Below are 22,022 nucleotides of genomic sequence, written 5' to 3'. Positions count from 1 at the left end.
AGCCCCCCTTTCAAAGGGGGGAAGCCGTAGGTGGGGGGATTCTGTGTCCATCCGTGTCAACTTAAAGGAATGGGTTCCCAAATTTGTTGATTGAGAGCGGCCTTTTCTCGATGTCGCTTTCTCTCAGCTTTGACCAAACCAAATAACTTAGCACGTTCAGCCAGATAGGTTACTGTATCAGGCTTTTCTCCTCTAGCAATAGCCTTCGCTACATAGTATAGACTCCGAAACACCATCTCTACTGAGATTTTTTCTTTCGGTTGATTTAGAGCAATCGCCACTTCCCCTACCAATTGATTTAAGACCGTATAGAAAATCAAAGTGCAAATAATCTGGATTTGGACACCATTCTTATTCCCTACCCATAAATAGGCTAGTCCTAAAAGTCTTTTCGTTAATAAAAAGGCTTCTTCGATTGTCCATCGTCTTCGATATAAATCACAGACCTCTTCGGCGGACAGTTGTTCGGGAGACAACACATTTGTTAAATACTGATACCAGATTGTTCCCCATAATACTGAGACTAATCTCACCGGATGCTTGCAAGGATTAGAACGGTAATTTCCCATAATGATAATCTCATCTCTGTAATGACTACCTTGAGACAATACTTGTTTGGTTTTGTAAGATGTACCCGCTCTAAATCTGGTTAGAAAAAACTTTTTAGCTTCTGTTAACAAATCAAACCACACAAAGCTAAAAAATCCCATATCTACGAGAATTAAACCATTTTCTGGTAATTTAGCTGCCAATTCTTCACACCATATTTTATCATTTGATTTATCATTTTCTGTGTACCATAAAGTAACGGGTCTTTGGGTAAAGGCTTCCACTACCATCATTATTTTACCCCCCAATTTACTCTTTTCTTCTTTACTTATTTTCATATTTTTCCTTATCTGCTCTAGCGTTTAGCCATCTGCTATCCACACTGCACTAAACTTTTCTCTTATTTTTTCCCATTTTTCTCCTACTTGGAGCTTCTTCCCTTTTTCGGCTGCTTTTTCTAACACTCCTTTTAGTAATATTGCAAATATTTCGGCTGGCACATTCATCATTCTTTTTGATACTGCCTGTTTGCTTACTTTTAATGATGCTACCCATAGCAATCCCTCTTCCTCTAACAGTCTTACCGCTTCACTTATACCCGCTATTTGACGATACACTATACTTAACACTAATGCCACCATTACTGGTAAATTTAGCACCCTATCTCTCATCATTTTCTCATGAGTTCCCTGTAAATATTTTAATGGTGTAAACATTGTGGGTTCTAGTAATTCAAACAACTCTTTTGTTATTTCAGGGATTTCTACCCCTGGCTGATTTGTCTTACGACGTAAGTCTGGGTTTCCTTTTCTCCGAGGATGTTGTCTTGCCATTTGTTTTTTGCTCACTTTTTTATATACTAACCTTTTTTTCAGCCTACTCTTACTTCCGCCTGCTTTTAGGCTAATCTTTTGTGAGTAGGCATTTTGGCTTAAGTTGACACCAATGTTCTGTGTCTTGCTCATCACCGTTATCTCCCCCTCACCCCAAACCGCCGCTAAAGCCGCCTGGGGAACAGGAACCCGAAAAATCAACCCCAAAGCTAACAATTGCCGAAACGCCGCCGACTGTTGGGCCAACAACTGCTCCGCCAAAATATCCTCCAGAAATTCCTGCTCCTTACCCCGCATCGCCGCCAGAATGCTGGTCATATCCAAATCCGACTGCTGTAACAGCAAATCCAACCACTCCAATAAACGGGGATTCCCATCCGCGATCGCTTCAGCCTGATCCCGTAAATCCGCCTCTACCGTCGAATCTGTACTAAAAGAGAGCAAACGCTGACACTTCTTGGTTAAATCTGCCCCGCGCAAGGACTGTACCTGTTTAGCTAAAAAATAACGCTGTAACTTCGGCTCTAACTCAAACTGATAACGACAGGTAATCAAAAACCGATGGGCTAAAGGAGATTGGGCGATCGCTTCTAACAAATCCCCAAAAATGGGAGCCGCTTCTGTGCTTAAAACGTGACTTTCCCCCCGTGCCTGCAAATTCGCCTCAAAATCATCCAAAACAAAAATTAACTGCTCCCTCGGTTGATTTAAGCCCGACTTTAAAAACTTGCTTAACCGTTGGCGAAGCGGTAACTTTTCCGACAAAATGCCTTGCCCCGTCTCCGTTTGGGAATACTGGGACAATAAACTGATTAACTTGTCCTCATCCAAACCGCGATGAATGACTAACCGCTCATAACCGCGTAACCGTTCCAATAACCGCGCCGCGATCGTACTTTTGCCCACACCGCCCAGACCATAGAGCAATAAACCGCGATCTTTGCGTAACTGCCGTAAACCCGCTTGTAAAATGCGTCGTCGTCCCACAAACTCATCGGGAGCCGCTACCCTGACCTGTTGAGTAAGGGGATCAAGAAATAATTGCTGGGGCTGCGATCGCTCATAGACAATATCCCCAGGGGGAGCCACTAAGGCCCCGATACCATTCCCCCGCACATATAACCGCAACAAATGCCAATCCGTCACCTTTTGCTGACGTAAAGCCGTATAGGTCAAAGCCAACGCCTCTGGTAAGAGCCGCCCTTCTGCCAAACCTTGATAGAGAGCCATCGCCGCTAAAATGGCAGTACGATCAAAAACGGGTAAACCCCAACCCAAAACCGCGATCGCACCCTGCTGAATTAACTGCTCCGCCATCGAACTGACCGCCGTTTCAGCTTGATTGGCCTTGCCCTGACCCGTGCGACAACCCGACAAAAAGATCAATACTGGAAAACGCGGCTGAAAAACCTGGGCTAAATCCTGGGCAGTGGCATAAACACATTCCCCCGTTTCGCTCTCCGTAATAAAAACAGGCTCGACCTTTTCCCCTGAAGAAATCCCCGCATGACCCGATAGATGAAAAACATCAAAATTTCCCCCTAATCGTCCCCACAAAGCCTTTAATTCCGTTAAACAACCACTTTCTTCCACCCGTAAATCCAAACCCATGCCTGCGGTGGCCTGCAAAATCAAACTTTCTTCCACTTCAAAAGCCAGCACAGGTTCCACATCTTCTGGAGCCGTCGCCATAAATAACACCTGCAAAGGCCGTTCAGGTAAATTCTCAGTGGGTAAATTCTCCTTTTTAGCAACCCAACGCACTGGCACAATTGTCGGATTTACCCCATCAATCAAAAATTGTCGCCCATCGTGCAACGTTTCCCAGGGCAATACCGCTAACCCCTGACTACAATCAATGGCCAAGACAATCAGGCGATCGCTTTGACTGTCAATTAAGCGACTTAACCAGCGTCCCGATCCGTCTAACCAATTAAATAACCGTTGCCCAAATTCTACCAAGCGCGGATTTTTCTCGGTATAGTTCACCCTTTCCGCTTCTAACAATTCCTGAATTTCTGCCAGGTTCAATATCTGGCTTGTGTAGCCCGAACCGCTTTGATAACGTAGCTCTACCGTGCGGCGATCGCTTTCCTTCAGTTGCAGATGTAGGGTTTTCATTCGTTTGGCAAACAAGTATTCCTGTTATTGTACCGATTTATGCCAGTTCTGCTGCGATTCAGAAATGTTGAATCCTGTAATAAAACTTTACATGGATAGACAGAGTAACCCCTAGAAGCCTACTTTTGCGTACTAATTAAACCATGTTACATGATACTCACTAACTTCCAGGGCAAACGCATCTAAATTCTAGACTCCTTATCTGATAAGACTTTCAGCGTTTCATAAAAAATCAATCATGATCTCGGAAACCCTTATCCAGCCTAACTTTCAAAAATAAGATGCGTTCGCCCTGCACTAACTTCTGTTAAACTTGACATCCTCACCGCGCTGAAGCGACGGTGATTCCTATCTACCCAAATAGATTTAACTGAATGGGTAATAGGCGGGTTGACACTTCATCGGAAGCAACTAGCAAGCTAGATTTACGCCGTCCTCTGTGTCCATTTCGAGTCTCGGAAAGCCCTCCCGCGACCTTAATATTCTTGGCAGCATTGACATCTCTATCGTGGGTTTCTCCACAGAAAAGACAAGTCCATTCCCTGACAGAAAGTTCTTTTTTGCCGCCAATTTGACCACAACAAGAACATTTTTGAGTAGTCGGTTCCCAACGAGAAATTACCCTAAAATCACGCCCATACCTCTCTGATTTAGCCTTTAACATATCCCTAAAGCTACGCCAACCTAAATCAGAAATTGCACGAGACAACTTACGATTTTTAAGCATTCCCGATGTGTTTAAATCCTCTAGCACAATCGTTTGGTTTTCACGAATGAGCCTAGTGGATACTTTATGCAAAAAGTCGGTACGAATATCTTTGATTTTTGCGTGAAGTTTAGCTACTTTCAATCGTGCTTTTTCACGTCTTTTACTCCCTTTTTGCTTACGAGACAAATTACGTTGAGCTTTTCTTAATTTCTTAAATCGCTTTTTGAGTGGTTTAGGAGACTTGATTTTTTCTCCGTTATCTAAAGTAGCAAAATCAGTTATACCCAAATCAATCCCTACAGATTTACCATTGTCGGGTAACTTTTCAGGATTAATCTCTACAACGAAGCTAAGAAAGTACCGACCCGCCGCATCTTTAATTACAGTGACACTGGAAGGTTCTGAGGGTAGTGGGCGACTCCACATCACATCTAGGTAGCCTATTTTTGCCAAGTAAACTTTTTCTCCTTTAATAGAGAAGCCTACATTAGTAAAAGTAGCAGACTGCTTTGATTTTCGACTTTTAAATCTTGGCGGATTAATTTTCTTTCCTTTTCTTTTTCCGTTAACGGAATTGAAAAAGTTCTGATAGGCTACATTTAGATTCCTAACCGATTGCTGTAGGGGAACCGCCGATACTTCTGTCAACCACACCCTTTCTTCTGTTTGCTTGGATTGGGTTAGCAGACTGGAAAGTTGATTATAGGATGGCAGTTTTTCAGAACCTTTACAAGCCGCCAAAGCATCGTTCCAGACTACGCGAACGCAACCAAATAATCGGGATAAGTCCCGTATTTGTTGGTCAGTTGGGTAAAATCTGAATTGATACCTTGCTTTCATTTACCGTGCTAGAATTGGTCTGCAACTACATTTTAGTTGGTCTGTATGAAAATGACAACCCAATTACGAAGGGAGCGTCATAGTGTTTCCAGTCTTAAGGTTCACTTAGTCTGTGTGACTAAATACCGTAGAGCCATTTTGACATTAGAAAGTCTTGCTGTTATAGAAAAATCCTTTGGAGAGGTTGCCAAGAAAATGGATTTTCAAATTCTTGAATTTAATGGCGAATCTGACCACGTTCACGCGCTTATTGAATTTCTGCCAAAACTCTCCATCTCTCAGATGGTAAATGCGCTCAAGGGGGTTTCTAGTCGTCGCTACGGTCAATCTGGATTCCAAAAACCTTATGGCAAAGAGGCTCGGTGGAGTCCTTCCTATTTTGTTTCCAGTGTTGGTGGCGCACCTCTTGAAGTCCTTAAGCAATATATTCAAAACCAACTAAAGCCGTCCTAAAAGGACGGGGTTTTAAACCCATTTCTTTGATAAACGGGTATTGGTTCCGCCGATATCTCCCGCTAAAATCAACATCTTCTATCTACCCCTAATTTTTTTGTGGGTATAGTTTAACATTCTGCTCCTTACAACTAGTTAAGCCTTGCTACTTTTTCGGCGATCGCCTTACCAATTTCGAGAGAAGCGGTGGCAGCGGGGGAAGGCGCGTTACAAACTTGCAGCATTTTTTCCCCTTCAATGATCAGAAAATCTTCCACCAATTGACCATTCTTTTTCAAAGCCTGGGCGCGAATTCCAGCCGGATTCGGGATAATATCATCCGCCGTTACTTCGGGAATTAATTGCTGTAAACTGTGGACAAAGGCTGCTTTGCTAAAGGAACGAATAATTTCTTGTAGTCCTTCTTGCCAATGCCGACTGGCTAACGTCCAAAATCCTGGATAGGTGATCACGTCACTGAAATCGCGCCAATCAAAATCCGTTTTTTGATACCCTTCTCGTTTCAAGCTTAAAACCGCGTTAGGGCCGGCATGAATACTGCCATCAATCATACGGGTAAAATGGACACCTAAAAAGGGAAAATCAGGATTAGGAACGGGATAAATTAAATTTTTAACTAAATAGCGTTTTTCAGGTTTTAGTTCATAGTATTCTCCCCGAAAAGGAACAATTTTTGCATCTGGATTTTCCCCTGCTAACTGAGCAACGCGATCGCTTTGTAAGCCAGCACAGTTGATCACAAAATTGGCAGCAACGGGATTTTGATGGGTTTCTAAAATAAAATTAGCATCACCTTGGGCTTGACGAATTATTCCAGTGACTTGAGTATTAAGAAAAATCTCTCCGCCCTGAGCTTGAATCAATTCACCATATTTCTGACAAACTTTTTGATAGTTGGTAATACCGGCAGTGGGTACTAAAATTCCAGCTAAACAACGCACATGGGGTTCGCGTTCCTTGACTGCTGCCGCGCTTAACTTTTTAACGGGTAAACCATTTTGCAGACCCCGTTGATAAAGATTTTCGAGGAGAGGTAATTCTTTTTGCTGGGTGGCCACAATGACTTTACCACAAACATCGTAGGGAATGGCCTGGGTTTGACAAAAGTCCACCATCGACTGATTCCCTGACTTGGTAAATGTTGCCTTAAAACTGCCTGGTTTGTAATAAATACCAGAGTGAATGACCCCACTATTATGGCCAGTTTGGTGGTAGGCTAATCGACTTTCTTTTTCTAAGATAATAATTTTAGCATTGGGAAAACGCTGACCCAGGAATAATCCTGTCGATAGGCCAACAATTCCGCCGCCAATAATGGCAAAATCGTAGGGCATTATAACCAAAAAATTGAGAGAATATTAATAGATAATTTTAGTCTAGGTTTAGCCAAGATACCGTTAATCTCAAGGGAAAATCCCCGCATTTCAGTAACTAATTTCCGACTTCATTCTTTCTAGGGTAACTTGCATTTGATCAAACATCTGTTGAGGGGTAATACCAAATTGACCTAGCTGGGTTTTTAACTGCTCAACCGTCATTTTTGCCATAAAGTCTTCAGAAAGCTCAAAGCGTTTCATGAAAATTTTGTAGCGATCCATCAATTCTTCCATTTTATCAATAAAAATAATTTTTCCCTCTCGATCAAATTTGCCATATTCACCCCCTAACTGCATCAGGGATTGATAATCTTCAAACAGTTGTTTGGCTTCATGTTGAACGACTTCCGAATCAAAAAATCCCATAGTAGTCCTGCTTTCCCCAAAAAGAGATAATTGAATAAGGGTTTTCTCAATGCTCACCTCTGTATTCTAAAATAGAAGCAAGTTATCGTAAAATACGGTTTTCCGTATCGATCTATCGGTCTTGGCCGCCAAGAGCGATCCTGGCCACTTCTTAAATTCTAAGTAATTTTTAGCCAATTAGCCTAAGTCGTCTATGTCTCTCTTTGAGCAACTGACCCGTCACCCTAAAAAACGTAAACTGGCGATCGCCCTGGCCTTGCTTTCGACGGTTTTGCCCTGGCCGATTGCTGGACTGCATAAATTTTATCTCGGTCAGCCTCTTTGGGGCGGCATTTACTTGTTACTGTGGCACACTCCCATTCCTCGTATTGCCTGTGCTATTGATGCTGTCTGGTATTTAGTCCAGGGCGAGGCCGCTTTTGCACAGCAATTTAATGGCTTAAATCTTAATACACCGCGCCAAAACGGGACGATTAATGCGGTTAATGCCACTTCCGTCAGCACGATCGCCGAATCCTTAAGGCAATTAGAGCAATTACGCCAGGAAGGTTTAGTATCAGAGTATGAATTTGAGCAAAAGCGTCGTCAACTGATTGACCGCATGGTTTAGATCTATTGGCGATCTATAAACTCCTCACTGTCAGCACCTAGAGTTATCAACAGGATTTTTCTTGAGATGATTATGATTAATCTGCGGCGACAGTCTTTGAAACGTCGAATTCTGAATGATCCATTTTATCGCTTCCAATCCCTCGAAGAAGTGGCGATCGCGGTAGAATTGGGGATTAAAATTGAAGTAAATCAGGCCAAGGTGGATGAATGGTTACGATTACCGGGCATTTCTATCCATCAAGCCAGAAATTTGGTGGAATTAAATGGTATGGGAATGCAATTTTGTTCAGTGGCGGATTTGGCGGCGGCTCTGAATATTCCTCTACAAAGATTACAACCGTTAACTGGTATTCTATCCTTTAGTTTCTATGATCCAGAAAGCTTACTGGCTCCCCAGCGTCTTAATATTAATCAGGCAACCCTGGAACAATTGATTAAAATCCCCTTTATTGATCTAGGATTAGCAGAAGGACTGTTGCTAGAACGGGAACGTCATGGCCAGTTCCAGAACTTAGTGGATTTTCAGCGTCGTCTGGGTTTACCGATGGAAACGACAGTTCAGTTAATGCACTATTTACAGTTTTAGAAAGGTTTAGACGGGCAGGACTGGGTTATGACGAGACGGGCTTTATTGTTAATTAATCGTCACGCTCGTCGTGGAAAACAAGCTTTTGCTCAGGCAATTGATTTGCTCGATGATTTAGATTTTGAGTTAATTACGGTTCCGGTTAAGGCCGCAAAATCTTCCGCAGATTTTATTAATCATTATGCGGATTCTATTGATCTAGTTATTGTGGGGGGAGGGGATGGCACTCTTAACAGTGTGGTCAATAGTTTGGTCGAACATCATTTACCCCTTGGTATTTTACCCTTGGGAACGGCCAATGATTTAGCCCGTACTCTCAATATTCCCAACGCGATCGCGGAGGCTTGTCAGGTAATTGCTCAGGGTCATCGGAAGGCGATCGATTTAGGGCAAGTCAATGACAATTATTTTTTTAATGTCGCTAGTTTAGGCATTAGTGTTGAGATTACCCAAAAACTGACCAGGGGAGCTAAACGACGTTGGGGAATTTTGGCCTATGCTCTAACCGCCCTACAGGTTTTAACCCAAATGCGACCTTTTCATGCCACTATTCAGGCCAATGGTCAAACAGTGACGGTCAAAACCATTCAAATTGCGGTGGGCAATGGTCGTTATTATGGCGGTGGAATGGCGATCGCGGCCGATGCAACCATTGATGATCAACGTTTGGATTTATATAGTTTAGAATTGCGTCATTGGTGGCAAATTTTTCATCTTTTATTGCATTTACCCCAGGGACGACAACAACTGCTTCCCTGGGTAAGAACGTTACAAGCTGAAAGGTTAGAAATCACTACCCGTCGCTCTCGTAAAATTAATACTGATGGTGAGCTTATTACCCACACACCCGCTAATTTTGCAGTAATTCCTAAAGTTTTAGAAGTGTTTGTTCCGGCTCATTTTGCAGATAGTCTTTAAGTATTATTAAAAATAACTGGCTCTGTTTTCAGCCTCATCATCTTCAAAGTCAGCCTTTAGCGATTACCCTTAATAACTCCATTGATTAAGCACAATGAACTGATTGGCAATTGTAAGCTTAGATGCTTCCAAGTTAGCGATCGCTCTAACAATGCCTTTAAAGTTCATATTTTTTGATGGGTTTGAACTACGATAAACTGCTATAATCCCCGAATGTTTTGGGTTAATTTGGTGTAACGATTCAAAATCATTACAATTATGAGTGAGCAGGATACGGTTTATTTGTCTGGCATAGTCAAGGACAACCTCATCTGAAGAACCAGCCATGTTAACTTTGTTAATGGTTAATATATCATGACCCGCAGCCATTAGTAATTTGACTAGAAGCTGGGCTTGAGAATCCTCATCTAACAATAATTTTAGGCTCAAGGCTAATCCCCTTTGCTTCTAAAAGATAGCGTTCCTGTTCTGCTTCCTGTTGCAATAAGGTCTGATGGGTCTCACAGTAATCAATGATTTCACCGATAGCTGCCAGGGATAATTCCCAGTTAAGAGCAGCTTCCTGGACAGTCATCTCGTTAATGATCATATCTGACCAAATATCAAAAGCCTTAATTCTGGTGTTTTTAACGTATAGTTGTCGTCGCCAGGCGTGGGGACGTGTTTCTAAATACTGCCACTGGGTTTTAACTCGGTTAATGGTCATAATGATACCCCTATTTGACTGATATTGAAAGTGCCATTATCGTTATTATCGTTATCTATGTAATTGTAACCCGAAATTCAAAAGCGATCGCCTGTAATTATTTAAACTATTTTTAATTTATGCCCCAGCCCCAATGGCAAGTTCGCCCCCCTACATCAATTCCTGTCGATTTTCTAAAAGCCGTAAAAACTTTTTGTCCCGATTCTGACGGTCAAATTGCCGCCCAATTACTTTGGCAACGGGGCATTAATACCATTGCTAAACTCTTACCCTTTATTGACAGCGATCGCTATCATCCGACCAGTCCCTTTGTCTTTGGGCAGGAAATGAAATGGGCCGTACAACGTCTTAAAAAAGCCAGGGAAGCCAGGGAAAAAGTAACTATTTGGGGCGATTTTGATGCCGATGGTATTACTGCAACCAGTGTTTTATGGGAAGGCTTAGGGGAATTTTTCTCTCCAGGAGAGCAATTAAGCTTTTATATTCCTAACCGTTTAACCGAATCTCATGGTTTGAATATTCCCCAATTAGAAAAATTAAGGGTATCGGGAACAAAATTAATTATTACCTGTGATACGGGTAGCACTAATTTAGCCGAAATTGAATATGCCCAAGCCTTAGGATTAGACATTATTATTACCGATCATCATACGTTACCGGATCAACGTCCGCCCGTTCTGGCCATCATTAATCCTCGGTATTTTGCAGAAGATCATCCTCTCTATCACCTCTCAGGGGTAGCAGTGGCTTATAAGCTCATGGAAGCTCTCTATGAGACTTTACCGGATATTCCCCGATCGCCGATCACCGATTTATTAGATTTAGTGGCGATCGGTTTAATTGCTGACCTGGTGCAATTACAAGGGGACTGTCGTTATTTAGCGCAAAAAGGGATTCAAAAACTACAAAAACAACTTAAACAAACCACCCGTCCAGGCATTGCCGCCTTATTAAAATTGTGTCAAAAAAATGGCGATCGCCCCACTGATATTTCCTTTGGGATTGGCCCCAGAATTAATGCCATTAGTCGTATTCAAGGCGACGCGACTTTTGCGGTGGAATTATTAACCAGTCGTGATGATCAACGCTGTCAACAATTAGCCGAAGAAACGGAATTAGCCAATACTCGTCGTAAAGCTCTTCAGAAAACAGTCGCAGCCGAAGTCAATCAACAACTGGAGCGTCTGGACTTATCTACAACGGGCGTAATTGTCTTAGCTGATCGCCAATGGCCAGGGGGCGTATTAGGATTAGTGGCCAGTCAAATTGCCCAGGATTATGGCAGACCAACCCTTTTACTGACTCAGAGTGGTTCTCTACTGCGCGGATCAGCCCGTTCAGTGCGCGGCATTAATTTATATGAATTGCTGAAATCCCAACAGCATTTAATAACGGGTTTTGGTGGTCATCCTTTTGCGGCGGGTTTGAGTTTGCCGGTAGAGAATTTGTCATTATTTCGAGAAGCCATTAATCAACAGTTTCGGCAAAGTTATCCTGATAGCCATTATTTGCGATCGCAACTGGAAATTGATGTTACTGTCACGGTGGCCCAATTGGGTAAAGCCTTGTTTCGAGAATTGCGCTTGTTAGAACCCTGTGGGATGGGTAATCCAGTTCCCAAATTAAGGTTAAATCACTGCACTTTTCAAAAGGTTTGGAACAAAAATATGCAGGATGCCAAAGGGAATAAAGTACAATATCTTAAAACCACATTTTTGCTGTTGGATGACACCGTAACCGAAGGTTTTCCAGGCATTTGGTGGGGTCATAATAAAGATGAAATTCCTGTCGATCAGGCCTGTGACGTGGTGGTGGAATTGGATTTTAATGCCTATCACGATCGCTACGAAGTGCGTTTAATGGATCTGCGTTTAAGTCAGAATCCAGATTCTTCTACCTTGCCAACTGCTCCCGCTTTATTAGATTGGCGACAGGATCATTCCAATTTAAACTATTCAACGAACATGCATATCCTAGAACACTGTCCCAGGGATTGGCCAGAATTACAGCGAGTTTATCGAACTGCCCAAAGCCAAGCCGATCTCAAGGGAAAGACCAATGAACAAGTTTTAGCGTTGGCCTATCAAGTCCCTGAACAATCTCCTGAACAAATTCTCGATCAGTTAATTGGTTTGGCCAAAGTCCTGAGTCAACAACAGGGAAAAATCAGTCTCGAAAGTTTTCAGCAAAGGCTCGGATTGAGTGAGGCGAATTGTCGGCGTGGTTTGGTTCTACTTCAGTCGCTAGGCTTTCCCTGGCAAGAACAACAGGGACTATTGCAATTTTTTGCCCCGACTGTCCCCTCGGATGTTAGCCAAATTCCGTTCTTTTTAGCCGCGATCGCCGAAGAACTATTTCAACGCCAGTATTTTGCTCACGCTCCGATCAACACGCTGCAAGAACTCCTGCAAAATAGCCTCAATCTCGATCTGACCACCTGATTTAGAGCACAGCACATTGTCGGTAAACAGGCGGCAAACTTACAGAAGAAAAGAAGAAAGAAGACTGCAAAAAGGGGAGTCATAAAAAAGTTAATTTAGGGGCTAGACTTGACAAATATTTATATTAGTTGATATTCTACATGAGCTTTGCTCTATGTGCTCTTTAGACCACCACTACTATCGAATCACTACCGAAGTGTGCATAGATTTTTATTCAAAAATAAACTTTAAGGATTAAATAACATTAGCTGTTTCTAACTCAATTTTGCTAAAACTTGAGATTAAGCAGGATAAATGCGTAATCGCCGATTCGGTTCCTCCCCAAAACTATCGGAATGCAAACGATAATGTTCCACTAATTCATGCTGCATTTTTCGTACCTTACCCGATCGCGGCAATAACTCAACGGGTTGGCCAGTAGGAATAACAATTTGTTCCACAGCCAGACGAGCCTCTTCCAACGCTTCCAACTCATCATCGCTACCACTACGAGAAAATAACCTGAGATCAGTACTTTCCGAAGTATTAGTATCATCCATGCCTAAAATCCGTTGCAGAATACGGCTAATTTGGGGAATCGTATTGGACTTAATACCATAGATCGGAATATGACGACCCTTCGCCACCTGGCGCAATTTAGAATGGGTTTTCACCTGGGAACGTAGCGCAATGACAGCATCGGCATTTTGCAGTTCCTTGGTTAAGATAATCGGTAGGTTGAGAACTTCGATCACCTGTTCAATTTGAGAACGGCTAATACCATAGGGATACACATAAACAGGCGCATCTTCTCCCGACAACGCAGACATCGGTCGTAACTCATTCACCGGCTCCGGTTGTGGCCAGGACTGTTCTAGAAGTTGCTCAAACTCGGGTTGATTAAGACTATCGGATAACGGTGAGAGCGGCACCATTCGCCCTGAGGCTCGCCATCCTGTGGGTCGAGGAACACTTTGCAGGGTTTGGGTTGGTATCACCGTTTGCGGGGACGGCGTTTGCGGGGTTTCCTGAGTAATTTCTACCTGGCCCTGTTCATCCACCGTTCGCACTTGCAGACTGGGTTCCTTACCCCGCAGCAACATATCAATGGTTTGAGCTACTTCAGGATGAACTACCCAGCGTTGACGTTCTAACATTTCTACCGCGATCGCAAAAGTGGGGGGAGCTTTTCGTTCTAAAACCGTTTTTTGGGAACCACGACGACGGGCTTCTTCATCCCCTAGGGTTACGGCCTGAATACCGCCGACCAAATCAGATAGGGTCGGATTTTTAATTAAATTTTCTAAGCGATTGCCGTGCGCTGTACCGACCAATTGAACTCCTCTTTCGGCAATAGTACGGGCGGCTAGGGCTTCTAATTCTGTGCCAATTTCATCAATGACGATCACCTCTGGCATATGGTTTTCTACAGCTTCGATCATCACCTGATGTTGTAATTCTGGCCGAGCCACCTGCATCCGACGGGCACGACCGATCGCCGGATGGGGAATATCACCATCACCAGCAATTTCATTAGAGGTATCAATAATCACGACCCGCTTATGCAGATCATCGGCCAAAACCCTGGCAATCTCTCGCAAAGCCGTTGTTTTACCCACACCAGGACGACCTAATAACAAAATAGAATTGCCGGTTTCCACCAAATCCCGAATCATGGCAATTGTTCCAAACACTGCCCGTCCGACCCGACAGGTAAGACCAATGATTTTATCAGTCCGGTTACGAATGGCACTAATACGGTGTAGGGTGCGCTCGATACCGGCTCGATTATCGCCACTAAACAGACCAACTCGTTCAATGGAATATTGCAAGTCATCCATACTAATGGGCGTTTCGCCTAGATAGATGGCTTTTTTGGGAAAACGGGCTTCCGGTAAGCGTCCCAGATCCATAACCACTTCGATGAGGCGATCGCGTTGGGGATGTTGCTGAAGGATTGTACGAATGGCAAGGGGAAGAATATCAAGCAGTTGATTAAGGTCGTCAGTGATTTGCATCCGTTGAGTCGAGACGGTTGAGGGCATTGCGGGGTTTTTTAAGGAACTTAAGTCTGAAGATAACAAAGATTTCGGAAGAATTCACAAGATAGCCAAGAATCTCGTTAGGATGGTAGTGAAGGACAAAAATACTATTTGCCTGAAGGAGTCTCCTGATCTAAGACCCAATGAATGCAGCAATTCTCAGTTTTAGACACAGCAAGCCTTTTAGGGATTTAAAGAACATGGTTCATGGTTCATCTTGGGGCAATTTGGTACTTTATACACGACTACCATGCCCAATTAGCAAAGGCTTAAGCTGCCACCACTACTATCGAATCACTACCACAATCCGTTATCCTAGAAAGCATAAAGAGACAATCGGCTAATTTCTCCCCATCCATTCACAAATCCAACGAAAGCGTAACCTATGCCGAACCCTACCGTTGAAATTAAGCTAGAAGATATTTTAGTCAGTATCCAGAAAGACCTTAAGGACATTCGAGACGACTTAACCGACCTCAAAATATCCCAGGTAGAAATCAAGGGAGAGATTAAAGCTCTTGATGAAAAACTTTCAGGACAAATTAAAAACCTTGATGAAAAATTCTCAGGACAAATTAAAAACCTTGATGAAAAATTCTCAGGACAAGTTAAAACCCTTGATGAAAAACTCTCAGGACAAGGCAAAACCCTTGACGAGAAAGTAACAGGTATCGGTAAGCGTCTCGAAAATCAAGAATTTCTCAATAGAGGCATTCTAGCGGCCTTGATTGTGGCTCTGATAGCTGGTGCGGCTAAACTTTTTGGTTGGCTTCCGATTTCTTAATCTGCGATCGCATTCCCCCACATTCTCAAAATGCGATCTCTATCCAGAGACAAAAGAAAAACGATACATTACGGAACGACTTGAAAAATACCAAATTGACGAAAATGATAATCAAACGAAAATGCTTGGATAATACCTAATTTTTTCATGATAACCTTGCTGCTACAATCCGTGAAACTCCATTTTTTGTCAGAATAATCACGAAAAATTTGCCAAGTTAGGCGAATATCTTCTTCTGTTAAATAATAGATAGTTGCCAATTCACCTGAGAAGAAAGCTTCTCCTAAAGTAATTGCCCTTTTGCTTTCTCCTCTTGCTCTTAATAAAGTTAATGTTTCATCAATTACATAGTCAGTGGTTACTAAAGATTGTGTGTTATTAGTTAACCATAAAATAGCATTTTGATGGTCAGAATCTGAAGGAACAATACTGGCAAACCAAGCACCCGTATCTACAAAAATCATAAACTATTAACAATATAAAATTTGATCGTGATCCTTGCCATCAAAAGTATCTATCTTCCCCTCTAAAGGAAGTTCAGCAATCTTTTTTAAAATTTCTAATGTTCTTTTTGGTTGCTCATTAGACTCTAGAGGAATGATAATTACTTGTACTTTACTTCCTTCTTCTAGTGTTATTGGTTGTGATAATCTCAATGTTCCTTGTTCATAAGTAGCTTCTAATGACATAGAATTTATCCTGAATTTGATTATGTGAATTATAGCACCATCTCCTAAATCTCATCATCCCTCAAAAAGCGATCACCTTTCCTTCTCATGCTAAAAAGCGATCGCAATCCAACCACCCTCCAATCCTCCTCTCTTTTTAATGGAAGCAGGGAAGGATCAAATCCCATCGCACAAGTCCTTGTCCTCCTCACTCAATTTAGCATTGGTTTTCTTCAAATAATAACGTACCTTCTCACAACCCTGTACCAGTAAATCATCCATATTCAGATTCCACATCACTACCCTTTCTTTCCCACCAGCGATGGCAATCGTTTGTCCATCGGGACTAACTGCTACTCGACGAACCTCTCCTTCAAGCCCAGAAGAAGAATCAAAGGTGCCAATTAAAGAGCCATTTTCGGGCAATGACAGTTTAATATCGCCATAGTTTCCTCCATTAGCAGAGACAATCATCTGTCCATTTGGGCTAAAATGTATATCAAAAGTAGGAGCACCTTCCGATGTCTGGAAGGAACGAATGAGTTTTCCGTCCCTCTGCCACAGTTTTACTAAACCACTGTAATTACTGGAGGCAATTATTTTGCCATCTGGGCTAAAATCCACACTATAAACACTCGGCATATAATCACCATCCTTGTACTTAACCTCAGAATCCCTGAACTCAAACTCAGACGCAAAGATAGTCTTATCGAGTGTTATCCGAGTGCCGTTGCGCCGCCACAGTTTCACATCTCCATCTTGACCAGCAGAGGCAATTATTTGCCCATCGGAGCTGAATGCTACTCCATGAATGCTTTCTTTGTCAGACGCAGGAATGGTGGTCATCAGAGTGCCGTCGCGCGACCACAGTTTCACATTTCCATCTTGACTAGCAGAAGCAATTATTTGCCCATCGGGACTGAATGCTACTTCATTAATTCCTATTCCTGCTTTGTCAGACGCAGAAATGGTGATCATCAGAGTGCCGTCGCGCCGCCACAGTTTCACACAGCAATTCCAAATTCAGAATGTAGCTAAAGATACAAAATCCCTGAAGTGCTTACGGTCAAGGGGTTTAAAGCCAATATTTAGAATCAATGTAATGCTCTATTTAGTGATTGATCAAGTTTGTTTGCAGGTTACTGACTCTCTAAGAGACCGAGATTCGAGGAGGGAATGCAAAAAAACTCAGAGATTAGGTTAGTATCTCTTGTATCCATAAAAACAAGATCGTGTCTGTATCCTATGTTACCGTTTGAATTTGGAATTGCTGAGTTTCACATTTCCATCTTGACCAACAGAGGCAATTATGCAATTAGTCACCGCAAGGCACTGGTATCGTCTAGCTAGAAGCTACAAACTTTGCAATACGAGAGGTTCAAGAAAACAGGCGAATTTGGAGTAAGTCCTCCCAAGCAGCAATTCTAAATTTGCCCTGTAGCAAGGGTTTCAGGTTTTAGTTCGCGTAATACGAGGTAAAATTCAACGGGATTAACAAGTTCATTTTACGAGTCTTCAGGCTTTCAGGCATGATAGTACACATAGAATTGCCCCAAAAACCCCCTTTGAAATGTTCTTTAAATCCCTAAAAGGCTTGCTGTATCTAAAACTGAGAATTGCTGCCTCCCAAGTTAACCCTTTTTCAATTATACCGAGAGCGGCTCTTCTGGATTGACGTTGAAAAATGTATAATAAGATACCCTATATGAGGATGGCATCAATGTTATTTTTTCTAGAAAATCTGGTAGATTTGCCAAAGGTAAAAATAAGAAATGTTATTCAAGAAGGAACAGAGGCTTTTTTGATACTGAGTTGTCAAGAGGAAGAAGTCAAATGTAATTACTGTGGAAGATTAACCGATGAATTACATCATACCAACAATCTACTCATAAGGGATTTGCCCATTTCTGGTCAAACGGTGTACCTACAAGTCCCTCGTCGTAAGTTTTATTGTAAAAAATGTCAAAGGTTTTTTACAGAAAACCTAGAATTTATGGAAGCACGTAGAAAATATACAGTGCGGTATGAAGAATCTGTGTATAATCGAGTAAATGTGAGCAGTGTGGAACAAGTAAGCCGAGAAGAAGCCCTATCTTGGGATAAAGTTCATGGAATTTATCAACGTCAATGTGAAAAGAAAAAAAAAGATTGGCAAGGGATAAAAAAAGTAGGAATAGATGAAATATCGAAACGAAAAGGTCATAAGAATTTTGTAACAGTGGTAGGAGACCTAGAAAAAAGAGAATTAATAGAAGTAATTGATAGTCATCAAAAAGATGAAATAATTGAAGCCCTGATGGAGAAACCATTAGAGGTAAGAGAAGCTGTCGAGGAAGTGAGTGTGGATATGTGGGGAGGATTTCCAAAAGTAATAGAAAAAGTGTTTCCTAATGCGGTAATTGTGACGGATAGATTTCATGTAATGAAAGCGGTGAATGAAGAATTAAATAAAATCCGTAAACAGACAAGTTTTACTCTAAAAATTAAGGAAGAAAAGTGGCTATTATTAAAAAATAAAAAAGACCTGACAGAGGAGGAATTACAAAAACTAGAATTGGTGTTAAAGCAATCAAATCGTTTACGAAAAGCCTATGAGTATAAAGAATCATTTCGAGAGATATATGAAAAAGTAAAGGACAAGGAGGAAGGACGTTTAAAATTCACAGAATGGCTAGAGAATGCTAAAAGCATTTATACAGATGTAATTAGCACAATTCGGAGTCATTTAGACTCTATTTGTAATTACTTTTTAAGTCGAACAACGAATGGGGCGATGGAAGGAATTAATAATCGTCTGAAGCTAATTAAGCGTCAAGCTTATGGATTTGTTAACTTTGATAATATGCGAAGTCGCTTTTTAGCTTGCTTTTCGTGATAAGTTTTGATTATAACTCTTTATTCAGGAGAGCCCAAACGAAAGTCATTCTCGACGATAGTTCCCGTATTATTGAGTTGAGTATTTAGAAACTTGTCAGAACTACCACCAAGTGTTAAAGTGCCACTATTGGTAATAATTCCCGAACTCTTTAAAGTTCCTCCATTCCAATTATTTGTTGTTAGTAAATTCCAATTTCCATCTACTTGAAATGTTCCATCACTAAGGGTAAATAAAACAGTATTAGCAATATCAGTTCCCCCAGCTAATTTGACATCTAAAGTTCCACTACTAAGGGTAAGATTACCATTACCGTTGATTTTTGCTCCATTATTGAGAGTATAAACTCCTCCACCAAATCCCAAGGTTCTACCGCTAGTTAAGTTGAAGTTTCCACCATTACTAACTCCTCCTCCCGTAAGGTTTAAAGTTCCTGACTCAACATTTACTGTTCCTGTATTATTAAAAGCAACTCTAATAGAGCCTGTTCCTGTGGTGGTTTTCTTGAAAGTTCCAGAGTTGTTAAATGTGCCAATACTAGAAGTGGAATTACGAATTTCTCCTTGTTGTAATTCATAATTATTAGAGTTGTTGAGAATAGCACCATCATTGAAAAACAAACGAAAGTCATTCTCGACGATAGTTCCCGTATTGTTGAGTTGAGTATTTAGAAACTTGTCAGAACTACCACTAAGTGTTAATGTGCCTATTTGAGTAATAGGAGTTGCTGATGATAGAGTTCCATTATCCCAAAGAGTGCCATTTAAGGTAGTTGCGTCAATCCAAATGAAGTTGTTTGCCATGATAAACCGTCCTTAGTGTTAAATTTGTTAAATTAGGTGGTTAGAATTTAAAAATGCTTTGGGATAGTGCGCCCTATCATCGGGCGGCGACTGTTACTTCAGAGGCCAAGACTTTAGAAATTGGACTTCAACGACTACCCCTTATAGTCCTGATTTCATGCCTGTTGAACACTTATGGCAATGGCTAAGAGAGGATGTTACCTACCAGACTTGTTACTAATCCAAAGAAGACCTGATTAGGGCTGTTTCTCTTTTTCAAGAACGCATTAACTTAGATCTCAATGCTATTGCTGATCGTTTATGGGTTAAATCTCACCTTGACCCCAAAGAGGAAAAACTACGGGTTTCAAGTGAGACGAGGTTTAAACGGGTGCGACCTTTAGTTGATAAAAGCTGTTGTAATCAGGGTTCTACAGGGAACCCATATTGATCAAGTTTTGCCCAAAATTGACTCCATCGTTCCTTGGTCAATACCAAAGCTCGTAGGCTCAAAATAATTCCTGCTCCTTTTTCCTTCCATCGCATCCCTGAACAACATAATCGTTGTTTGACCAACGTCTTACAAGCTGCTTCCGTAACACCTGAACCAATCGGATACTTTTTCTCTATGTATTCAGCATAATCCATTTGATGCTGATGATTCTCGTAATAAGTAATCGCCGCTTGTAGTTTCTCGGTAAGATTCTTAGAATGACTTTTTTCTTCTTTGACTTCTTTCATCAGATTTAGCAGTTCTCCTGCTTTTCCTTTTTCATGCTTGAGTTCTCGACAATTTTCAGTCAACCATTCTTTTTGTTTTGACACGGTATTCGGATGCAACGCTTCTGCCAAGGCACCTAAGTAACCAGAGGCATGATAGAAATCTAATATCTGTTCTTCCGTTTGCTTTTCTAAAAACTTCCAATTTGATTCTGCCCCGTCTGCTATCCCGACCAATGTTGCCTCTGGATAACGGTTTTTCGCTCGCTCAATTTCTCTTTCTAATCTTTCTAGAAAACTCTTTTTTCCATACTCTGGTGCCGCACCTAGATAGATTGTAGGTTGACGTTCGCCTTCACTATCGTATAGGGAAACGTTTCCCACCATTGCTTCACGGTAGCCATCCTCACACATCAGCATACAGGTTCCATCTAATCCTATTCCCACTGTTGCAATTTGGCTATCCTCCTTGGGCGGGGCATAACTCCACGCTTCTTCTTTTGCCTGTACCACACTTCCTACTGCTTCACTCAATCTTTGGATATAGGATAGCGCTACTTTTCTACCATGATTTTCTAATAAATCATTTTTCGCCTCTTTGCCTGCCATCCCTGACATTTTTGAGGATACCTGTTTTGCCAATAATGGCGTTGATGTTATGATTATCCTTGCTTCTCTTTCTAAGGGGCAATACGTTTTTCCTCAAAGGTGAACGCTGATATACATGACGATTCACTATAACCTCACCATAAGGTGTTTGATATTCTTTCGGTTGCTCTCCCTTACTCTTCCAGATTTCTTCACCGATTTTTAAGGGTGAACCATCTGTATCTAAATATTTCAAGGCTTCTTTGCTGGCGATGCAACCTACTTCGTTTAAGCCTTTTTGAATATTTATTTCTGTATCCAACATTGAACGACTGAGTTCTAATGTTAGTTCTATTTTTATCTTTGAACCCTCTACATTAATTAGTTTTGCTGTCATCATTGTTTCCTCTTTGTCACTTTTCATCTCATGTTAACACTTTTCTTTTCCTTCATCAACTAAAGGTCACACCCGTTTAAACCGGCAAAAGCAATGAGTAATGAGTTGGTTATAGGCAAGGGTCAAGGCAGAGTTAATGGACATAGTAGATAAAATAGAAACTAAGTAGTTATATGCATTGATTTAAAAATGGTTTTAAAATCTTAAGATCCGTGAAAAAGAGAGCCTCTAACAACAGAGTTTTTTCCCAGCAATCCTGAAATTAAAGCAGGATTTTAGTGATCTAATGCTCGCCAGCCTACCAATTCCTTAAAAAAAAAGCAACCCCTGTTCCATGAGTTAATTACTGCCAAGCGAGTAGATACAAGGGTTAGAGGCAAATGTTAAATTTTGTTACAAAACCTGATGAGTAGAAAGTGACCTGTTAAACACCACAGAGAAAGGGACAGAAAAAAAGCGATCGCCCCTCTCCCTTTAGCCAGAAAAAAGCGATCGCCCCTCTCCCTTTAGCCAGAAAAAAGCGATCGCCTCTCTCCCTTCAGTCAGAAAAACAGCGATCGCCCCTTCCCTGATTAAGAAAAAAGCGATCGCCTCTTCCCCTTCAACAAAAAAAAGCGATCGCCCCTCTCCCTTTAGCCAGAAAAAAGCGATCGCTTCTCTCCCTTCAGCCAGAAAAA

Annotated in this window: 17 protein-coding genes and 3 pseudogenes; 7 read left to right on the top strand and 13 right to left on the bottom strand. The window is 41.6% G+C overall.

All coding sequences use genetic code 11. The features are described 5' to 3' along the window. Positions 1–56 precede the first annotated feature (56 nt). From KA717_10095 to KA717_10085, 3 genes and pseudogenes are all read right to left on the bottom strand, one after another. Positions 57–1,382 (bottom strand): annotated as a pseudogene (locus tag KA717_10095) (IS4 family transposase). 1,197 nt (positions 1,383–2,579) lie between these two features. Next, positions 2,580–3,503, bottom strand: a pseudogene (locus tag KA717_10090) (CHAT domain-containing protein). A 352-nt stretch (positions 3,504–3,855) separates the two neighbouring features. After that, the gene (locus KA717_10085) at positions 3,856–5,052 is read right to left on the bottom strand and encodes a transposase (GenBank protein ID UXE62991.1); all 1,197 of its coding nucleotides are present in this window, start codon (positions 5,050–5,052) and stop codon (positions 3,856–3,858) included. A 51-nt stretch (positions 5,053–5,103) separates the two neighbouring features. Here KA717_10085 and tnpA point away from each other — a divergent pair, with 51 nt between their 5' ends. Then, positions 5,104–5,505 carry an IS200/IS605 family transposase gene (tnpA, locus tag KA717_10080; GenBank protein ID UXE62990.1) on the top strand — a complete coding sequence of 134 codons (402 nt, stop codon included), beginning with the start codon at positions 5,104–5,106 and terminating at the stop codon, positions 5,503–5,505. Positions 5,506–5,636: 131 nt separating this feature from the next. Here tnpA and lhgO read toward each other — a convergent pair whose 3' ends face one another. Together lhgO and KA717_10070 are read right to left on the bottom strand one after the other, a co-directional pair. Further along, positions 5,637–6,839 carry an L-2-hydroxyglutarate oxidase gene (gene lhgO, locus KA717_10075; GenBank protein ID UXE64617.1) on the bottom strand — a complete coding sequence of 401 codons (1,203 nt, stop codon included), beginning with the start codon at positions 6,837–6,839 and terminating at the stop codon, positions 5,637–5,639. A gap of 90 nt (positions 6,840–6,929) precedes the next feature. After that, positions 6,930–7,247, bottom strand: coding sequence for a DUF1825 family protein (locus tag KA717_10070; GenBank protein ID UXE64616.1), 318 nt, complete (start codon positions 7,245–7,247; stop codon positions 6,930–6,932). A gap of 193 nt (positions 7,248–7,440) precedes the next feature. Here KA717_10070 and KA717_10065 point away from each other — a divergent pair, with 193 nt between their 5' ends. The 3 genes from KA717_10065 to KA717_10055 all read left to right on the top strand — a co-directional run bounded on the left by KA717_10065 (position 7,441) and on the right by KA717_10055 (position 9,363). Then, entirely contained in the window at positions 7,441–7,857 is a 417-nt protein-coding gene (locus KA717_10065) for a hypothetical protein (protein ID UXE62989.1), read from the top strand. A 72-nt stretch (positions 7,858–7,929) separates the two neighbouring features. Further along, complete coding sequence (locus tag KA717_10060; protein UXE64615.1) at positions 7,930–8,445, top strand: ComEA family DNA-binding protein; 516 nt, start codon at positions 7,930–7,932, stop codon at positions 8,443–8,445. Positions 8,446–8,472: 27 nt separating this feature from the next. After that, positions 8,473–9,363: a lipid kinase gene (locus KA717_10055; protein ID UXE62988.1), complete on the top strand. Its 891-nt coding sequence runs from the start codon at positions 8,473–8,475 to the stop codon at positions 9,361–9,363. A gap of 69 nt (positions 9,364–9,432) precedes the next feature. Here KA717_10055 and KA717_10050 read toward each other — a convergent pair whose 3' ends face one another. After that, complete coding sequence (locus KA717_10050; protein UXE62987.1) at positions 9,433–9,792, bottom strand: DUF5615 family PIN-like protein; 360 nt, start codon at positions 9,790–9,792, stop codon at positions 9,433–9,435. Next, on the bottom strand, positions 9,767–10,069 hold the full coding sequence (locus KA717_10045) for a hypothetical protein (GenBank protein ID UXE62986.1): 303 nt from the start codon (positions 10,067–10,069) through the stop codon (positions 9,767–9,769). Before KA717_10045 ends, KA717_10050 begins: the two co-directional genes overlap by 26 nt. A 119-nt stretch (positions 10,070–10,188) precedes the next feature. Between KA717_10045 and recJ the strand changes: the two genes are divergently transcribed. Beyond that, positions 10,189–12,510, top strand: a complete 2,322-nt coding sequence (gene recJ, locus KA717_10040) for a single-stranded-DNA-specific exonuclease RecJ (protein ID UXE62985.1) — start codon at positions 10,189–10,191, stop codon at positions 12,508–12,510. Positions 12,511–12,791: 281 nt separating this feature from the next. On the opposite strand, the gene KA717_10035 is transcribed toward recJ, so the two are convergent. Further along, complete coding sequence (locus KA717_10035; protein ID UXE62984.1) at positions 12,792–14,507, bottom strand: AAA family ATPase; 1,716 nt, start codon at positions 14,505–14,507, stop codon at positions 12,792–12,794. A gap of 409 nt (positions 14,508–14,916) precedes the next feature. Here KA717_10035 and KA717_10030 point away from each other — a divergent pair, with 409 nt between their 5' ends. Next, a complete protein-coding gene (locus KA717_10030) occupies positions 14,917–15,315 on the top strand; it encodes a hypothetical protein (protein ID UXE62983.1) in 399 nt (132 codons plus the stop codon). A 68-nt stretch (positions 15,316–15,383) separates the two neighbouring features. Here KA717_10030 and KA717_10025 read toward each other — a convergent pair whose 3' ends face one another. The 3 genes from KA717_10025 to KA717_10015 all read right to left on the bottom strand — a co-directional run bounded on the left by KA717_10025 (position 15,384) and on the right by KA717_10015 (position 16,961). After that, positions 15,384–15,779 (bottom strand): PIN domain-containing protein, encoded by a 396-nt coding sequence (locus KA717_10025; protein UXE62982.1) that lies wholly within the window; start codon positions 15,777–15,779, stop codon positions 15,384–15,386. 6 nt (positions 15,780–15,785) lie between these two features. Next, positions 15,786–16,004, bottom strand: coding sequence for an antitoxin family protein (locus tag KA717_10020; GenBank protein UXE62981.1), 219 nt, complete (start codon positions 16,002–16,004; stop codon positions 15,786–15,788). Between the two features lie 156 nt (positions 16,005–16,160). Beyond that, positions 16,161–16,961, bottom strand: coding sequence for a hypothetical protein (locus KA717_10015; protein ID UXE62980.1), 801 nt, complete (start codon positions 16,959–16,961; stop codon positions 16,161–16,163). A gap of 742 nt (positions 16,962–17,703) precedes the next feature. On the opposite strand from KA717_10015, the gene KA717_10010 reads away from it, so the two are divergent. Next, positions 17,704–18,858: an ISL3 family transposase gene (locus tag KA717_10010; protein UXE62979.1), complete on the top strand. Its 1,155-nt coding sequence runs from the start codon at positions 17,704–17,706 to the stop codon at positions 18,856–18,858. Positions 18,859–18,878: 20 nt separating this feature from the next. On the opposite strand, the gene KA717_10005 is transcribed toward KA717_10010, so the two are convergent. Next, positions 18,879–19,661, bottom strand: a complete 783-nt coding sequence (locus KA717_10005; GenBank protein ID UXE62978.1) for a hypothetical protein — start codon at positions 19,659–19,661, stop codon at positions 18,879–18,881. A 402-nt stretch (positions 19,662–20,063) separates the two neighbouring features. Next, a pseudogene (locus KA717_10000) lies at positions 20,064–21,345 on the bottom strand (ISKra4 family transposase). Between the last annotated feature and the right edge of the window lie 677 nt (positions 21,346–22,022).

Origin of the sequence: Woronichinia naegeliana WA131 (assembly GCA_025370055.1) — a bacterium.
Classification (GTDB): Bacteria; Cyanobacteriota; Cyanobacteriia; order Cyanobacteriales; family Microcystaceae; genus Woronichinia; species Woronichinia naegeliana.
This window is presented reverse-complemented; position numbering and strand designations above follow the sequence as displayed.

Coding starts and splice junctions, on each gene's coding strand:
- KA717_10085 (UXE62991.1), bottom strand. CDS start 5,052: ATGAAAGCAAGGTATCAATTCAGATTTTACCCAACTGACCAACAAATA.
- tnpA (UXE62990.1), top strand. CDS start 5,104: ATGACAACCCAATTACGAAGGGAGCGTCATAGTGTTTCCAGTCTTAAG.
- lhgO (UXE64617.1), bottom strand. CDS start 6,839: ATGCCCTACGATTTTGCCATTATTGGCGGCGGAATTGTTGGCCTATCG.
- KA717_10070 (UXE64616.1), bottom strand. CDS start 7,247: ATGGGATTTTTTGATTCGGAAGTCGTTCAACATGAAGCCAAACAACTG.
- KA717_10065 (UXE62989.1), top strand. CDS start 7,441: ATGTCTCTCTTTGAGCAACTGACCCGTCACCCTAAAAAACGTAAACTG.
- KA717_10060 (UXE64615.1), top strand. CDS start 7,930: ATGATTAATCTGCGGCGACAGTCTTTGAAACGTCGAATTCTGAATGAT.
- KA717_10055 (UXE62988.1), top strand. CDS start 8,473: ATGACGAGACGGGCTTTATTGTTAATTAATCGTCACGCTCGTCGTGGA.
- KA717_10045 (UXE62986.1), bottom strand. CDS start 10,069: ATGACCATTAACCGAGTTAAAACCCAGTGGCAGTATTTAGAAACACGT.
- recJ (UXE62985.1), top strand. CDS start 10,189: ATGCCCCAGCCCCAATGGCAAGTTCGCCCCCCTACATCAATTCCTGTC.
- KA717_10035 (UXE62984.1), bottom strand. CDS start 14,507: ATGCAAATCACTGACGACCTTAATCAACTGCTTGATATTCTTCCCCTT.
- KA717_10030 (UXE62983.1), top strand. CDS start 14,917: ATGCCGAACCCTACCGTTGAAATTAAGCTAGAAGATATTTTAGTCAGT.
- KA717_10025 (UXE62982.1), bottom strand. CDS start 15,779: ATGATTTTTGTAGATACGGGTGCTTGGTTTGCCAGTATTGTTCCTTCA.
- KA717_10020 (UXE62981.1), bottom strand. CDS start 16,004: ATGTCATTAGAAGCTACTTATGAACAAGGAACATTGAGATTATCACAA.
- KA717_10015 (UXE62980.1), bottom strand. CDS start 16,961: ATGATCACCATTTCTGCGTCTGACAAAGCAGGAATAGGAATTAATGAA.
- KA717_10010 (UXE62979.1), top strand. CDS start 17,704: ATGTTATTTTTTCTAGAAAATCTGGTAGATTTGCCAAAGGTAAAAATA.
- KA717_10005 (UXE62978.1), bottom strand. CDS start 19,661: ATGGCAAACAACTTCATTTGGATTGACGCAACTACCTTAAATGGCACT.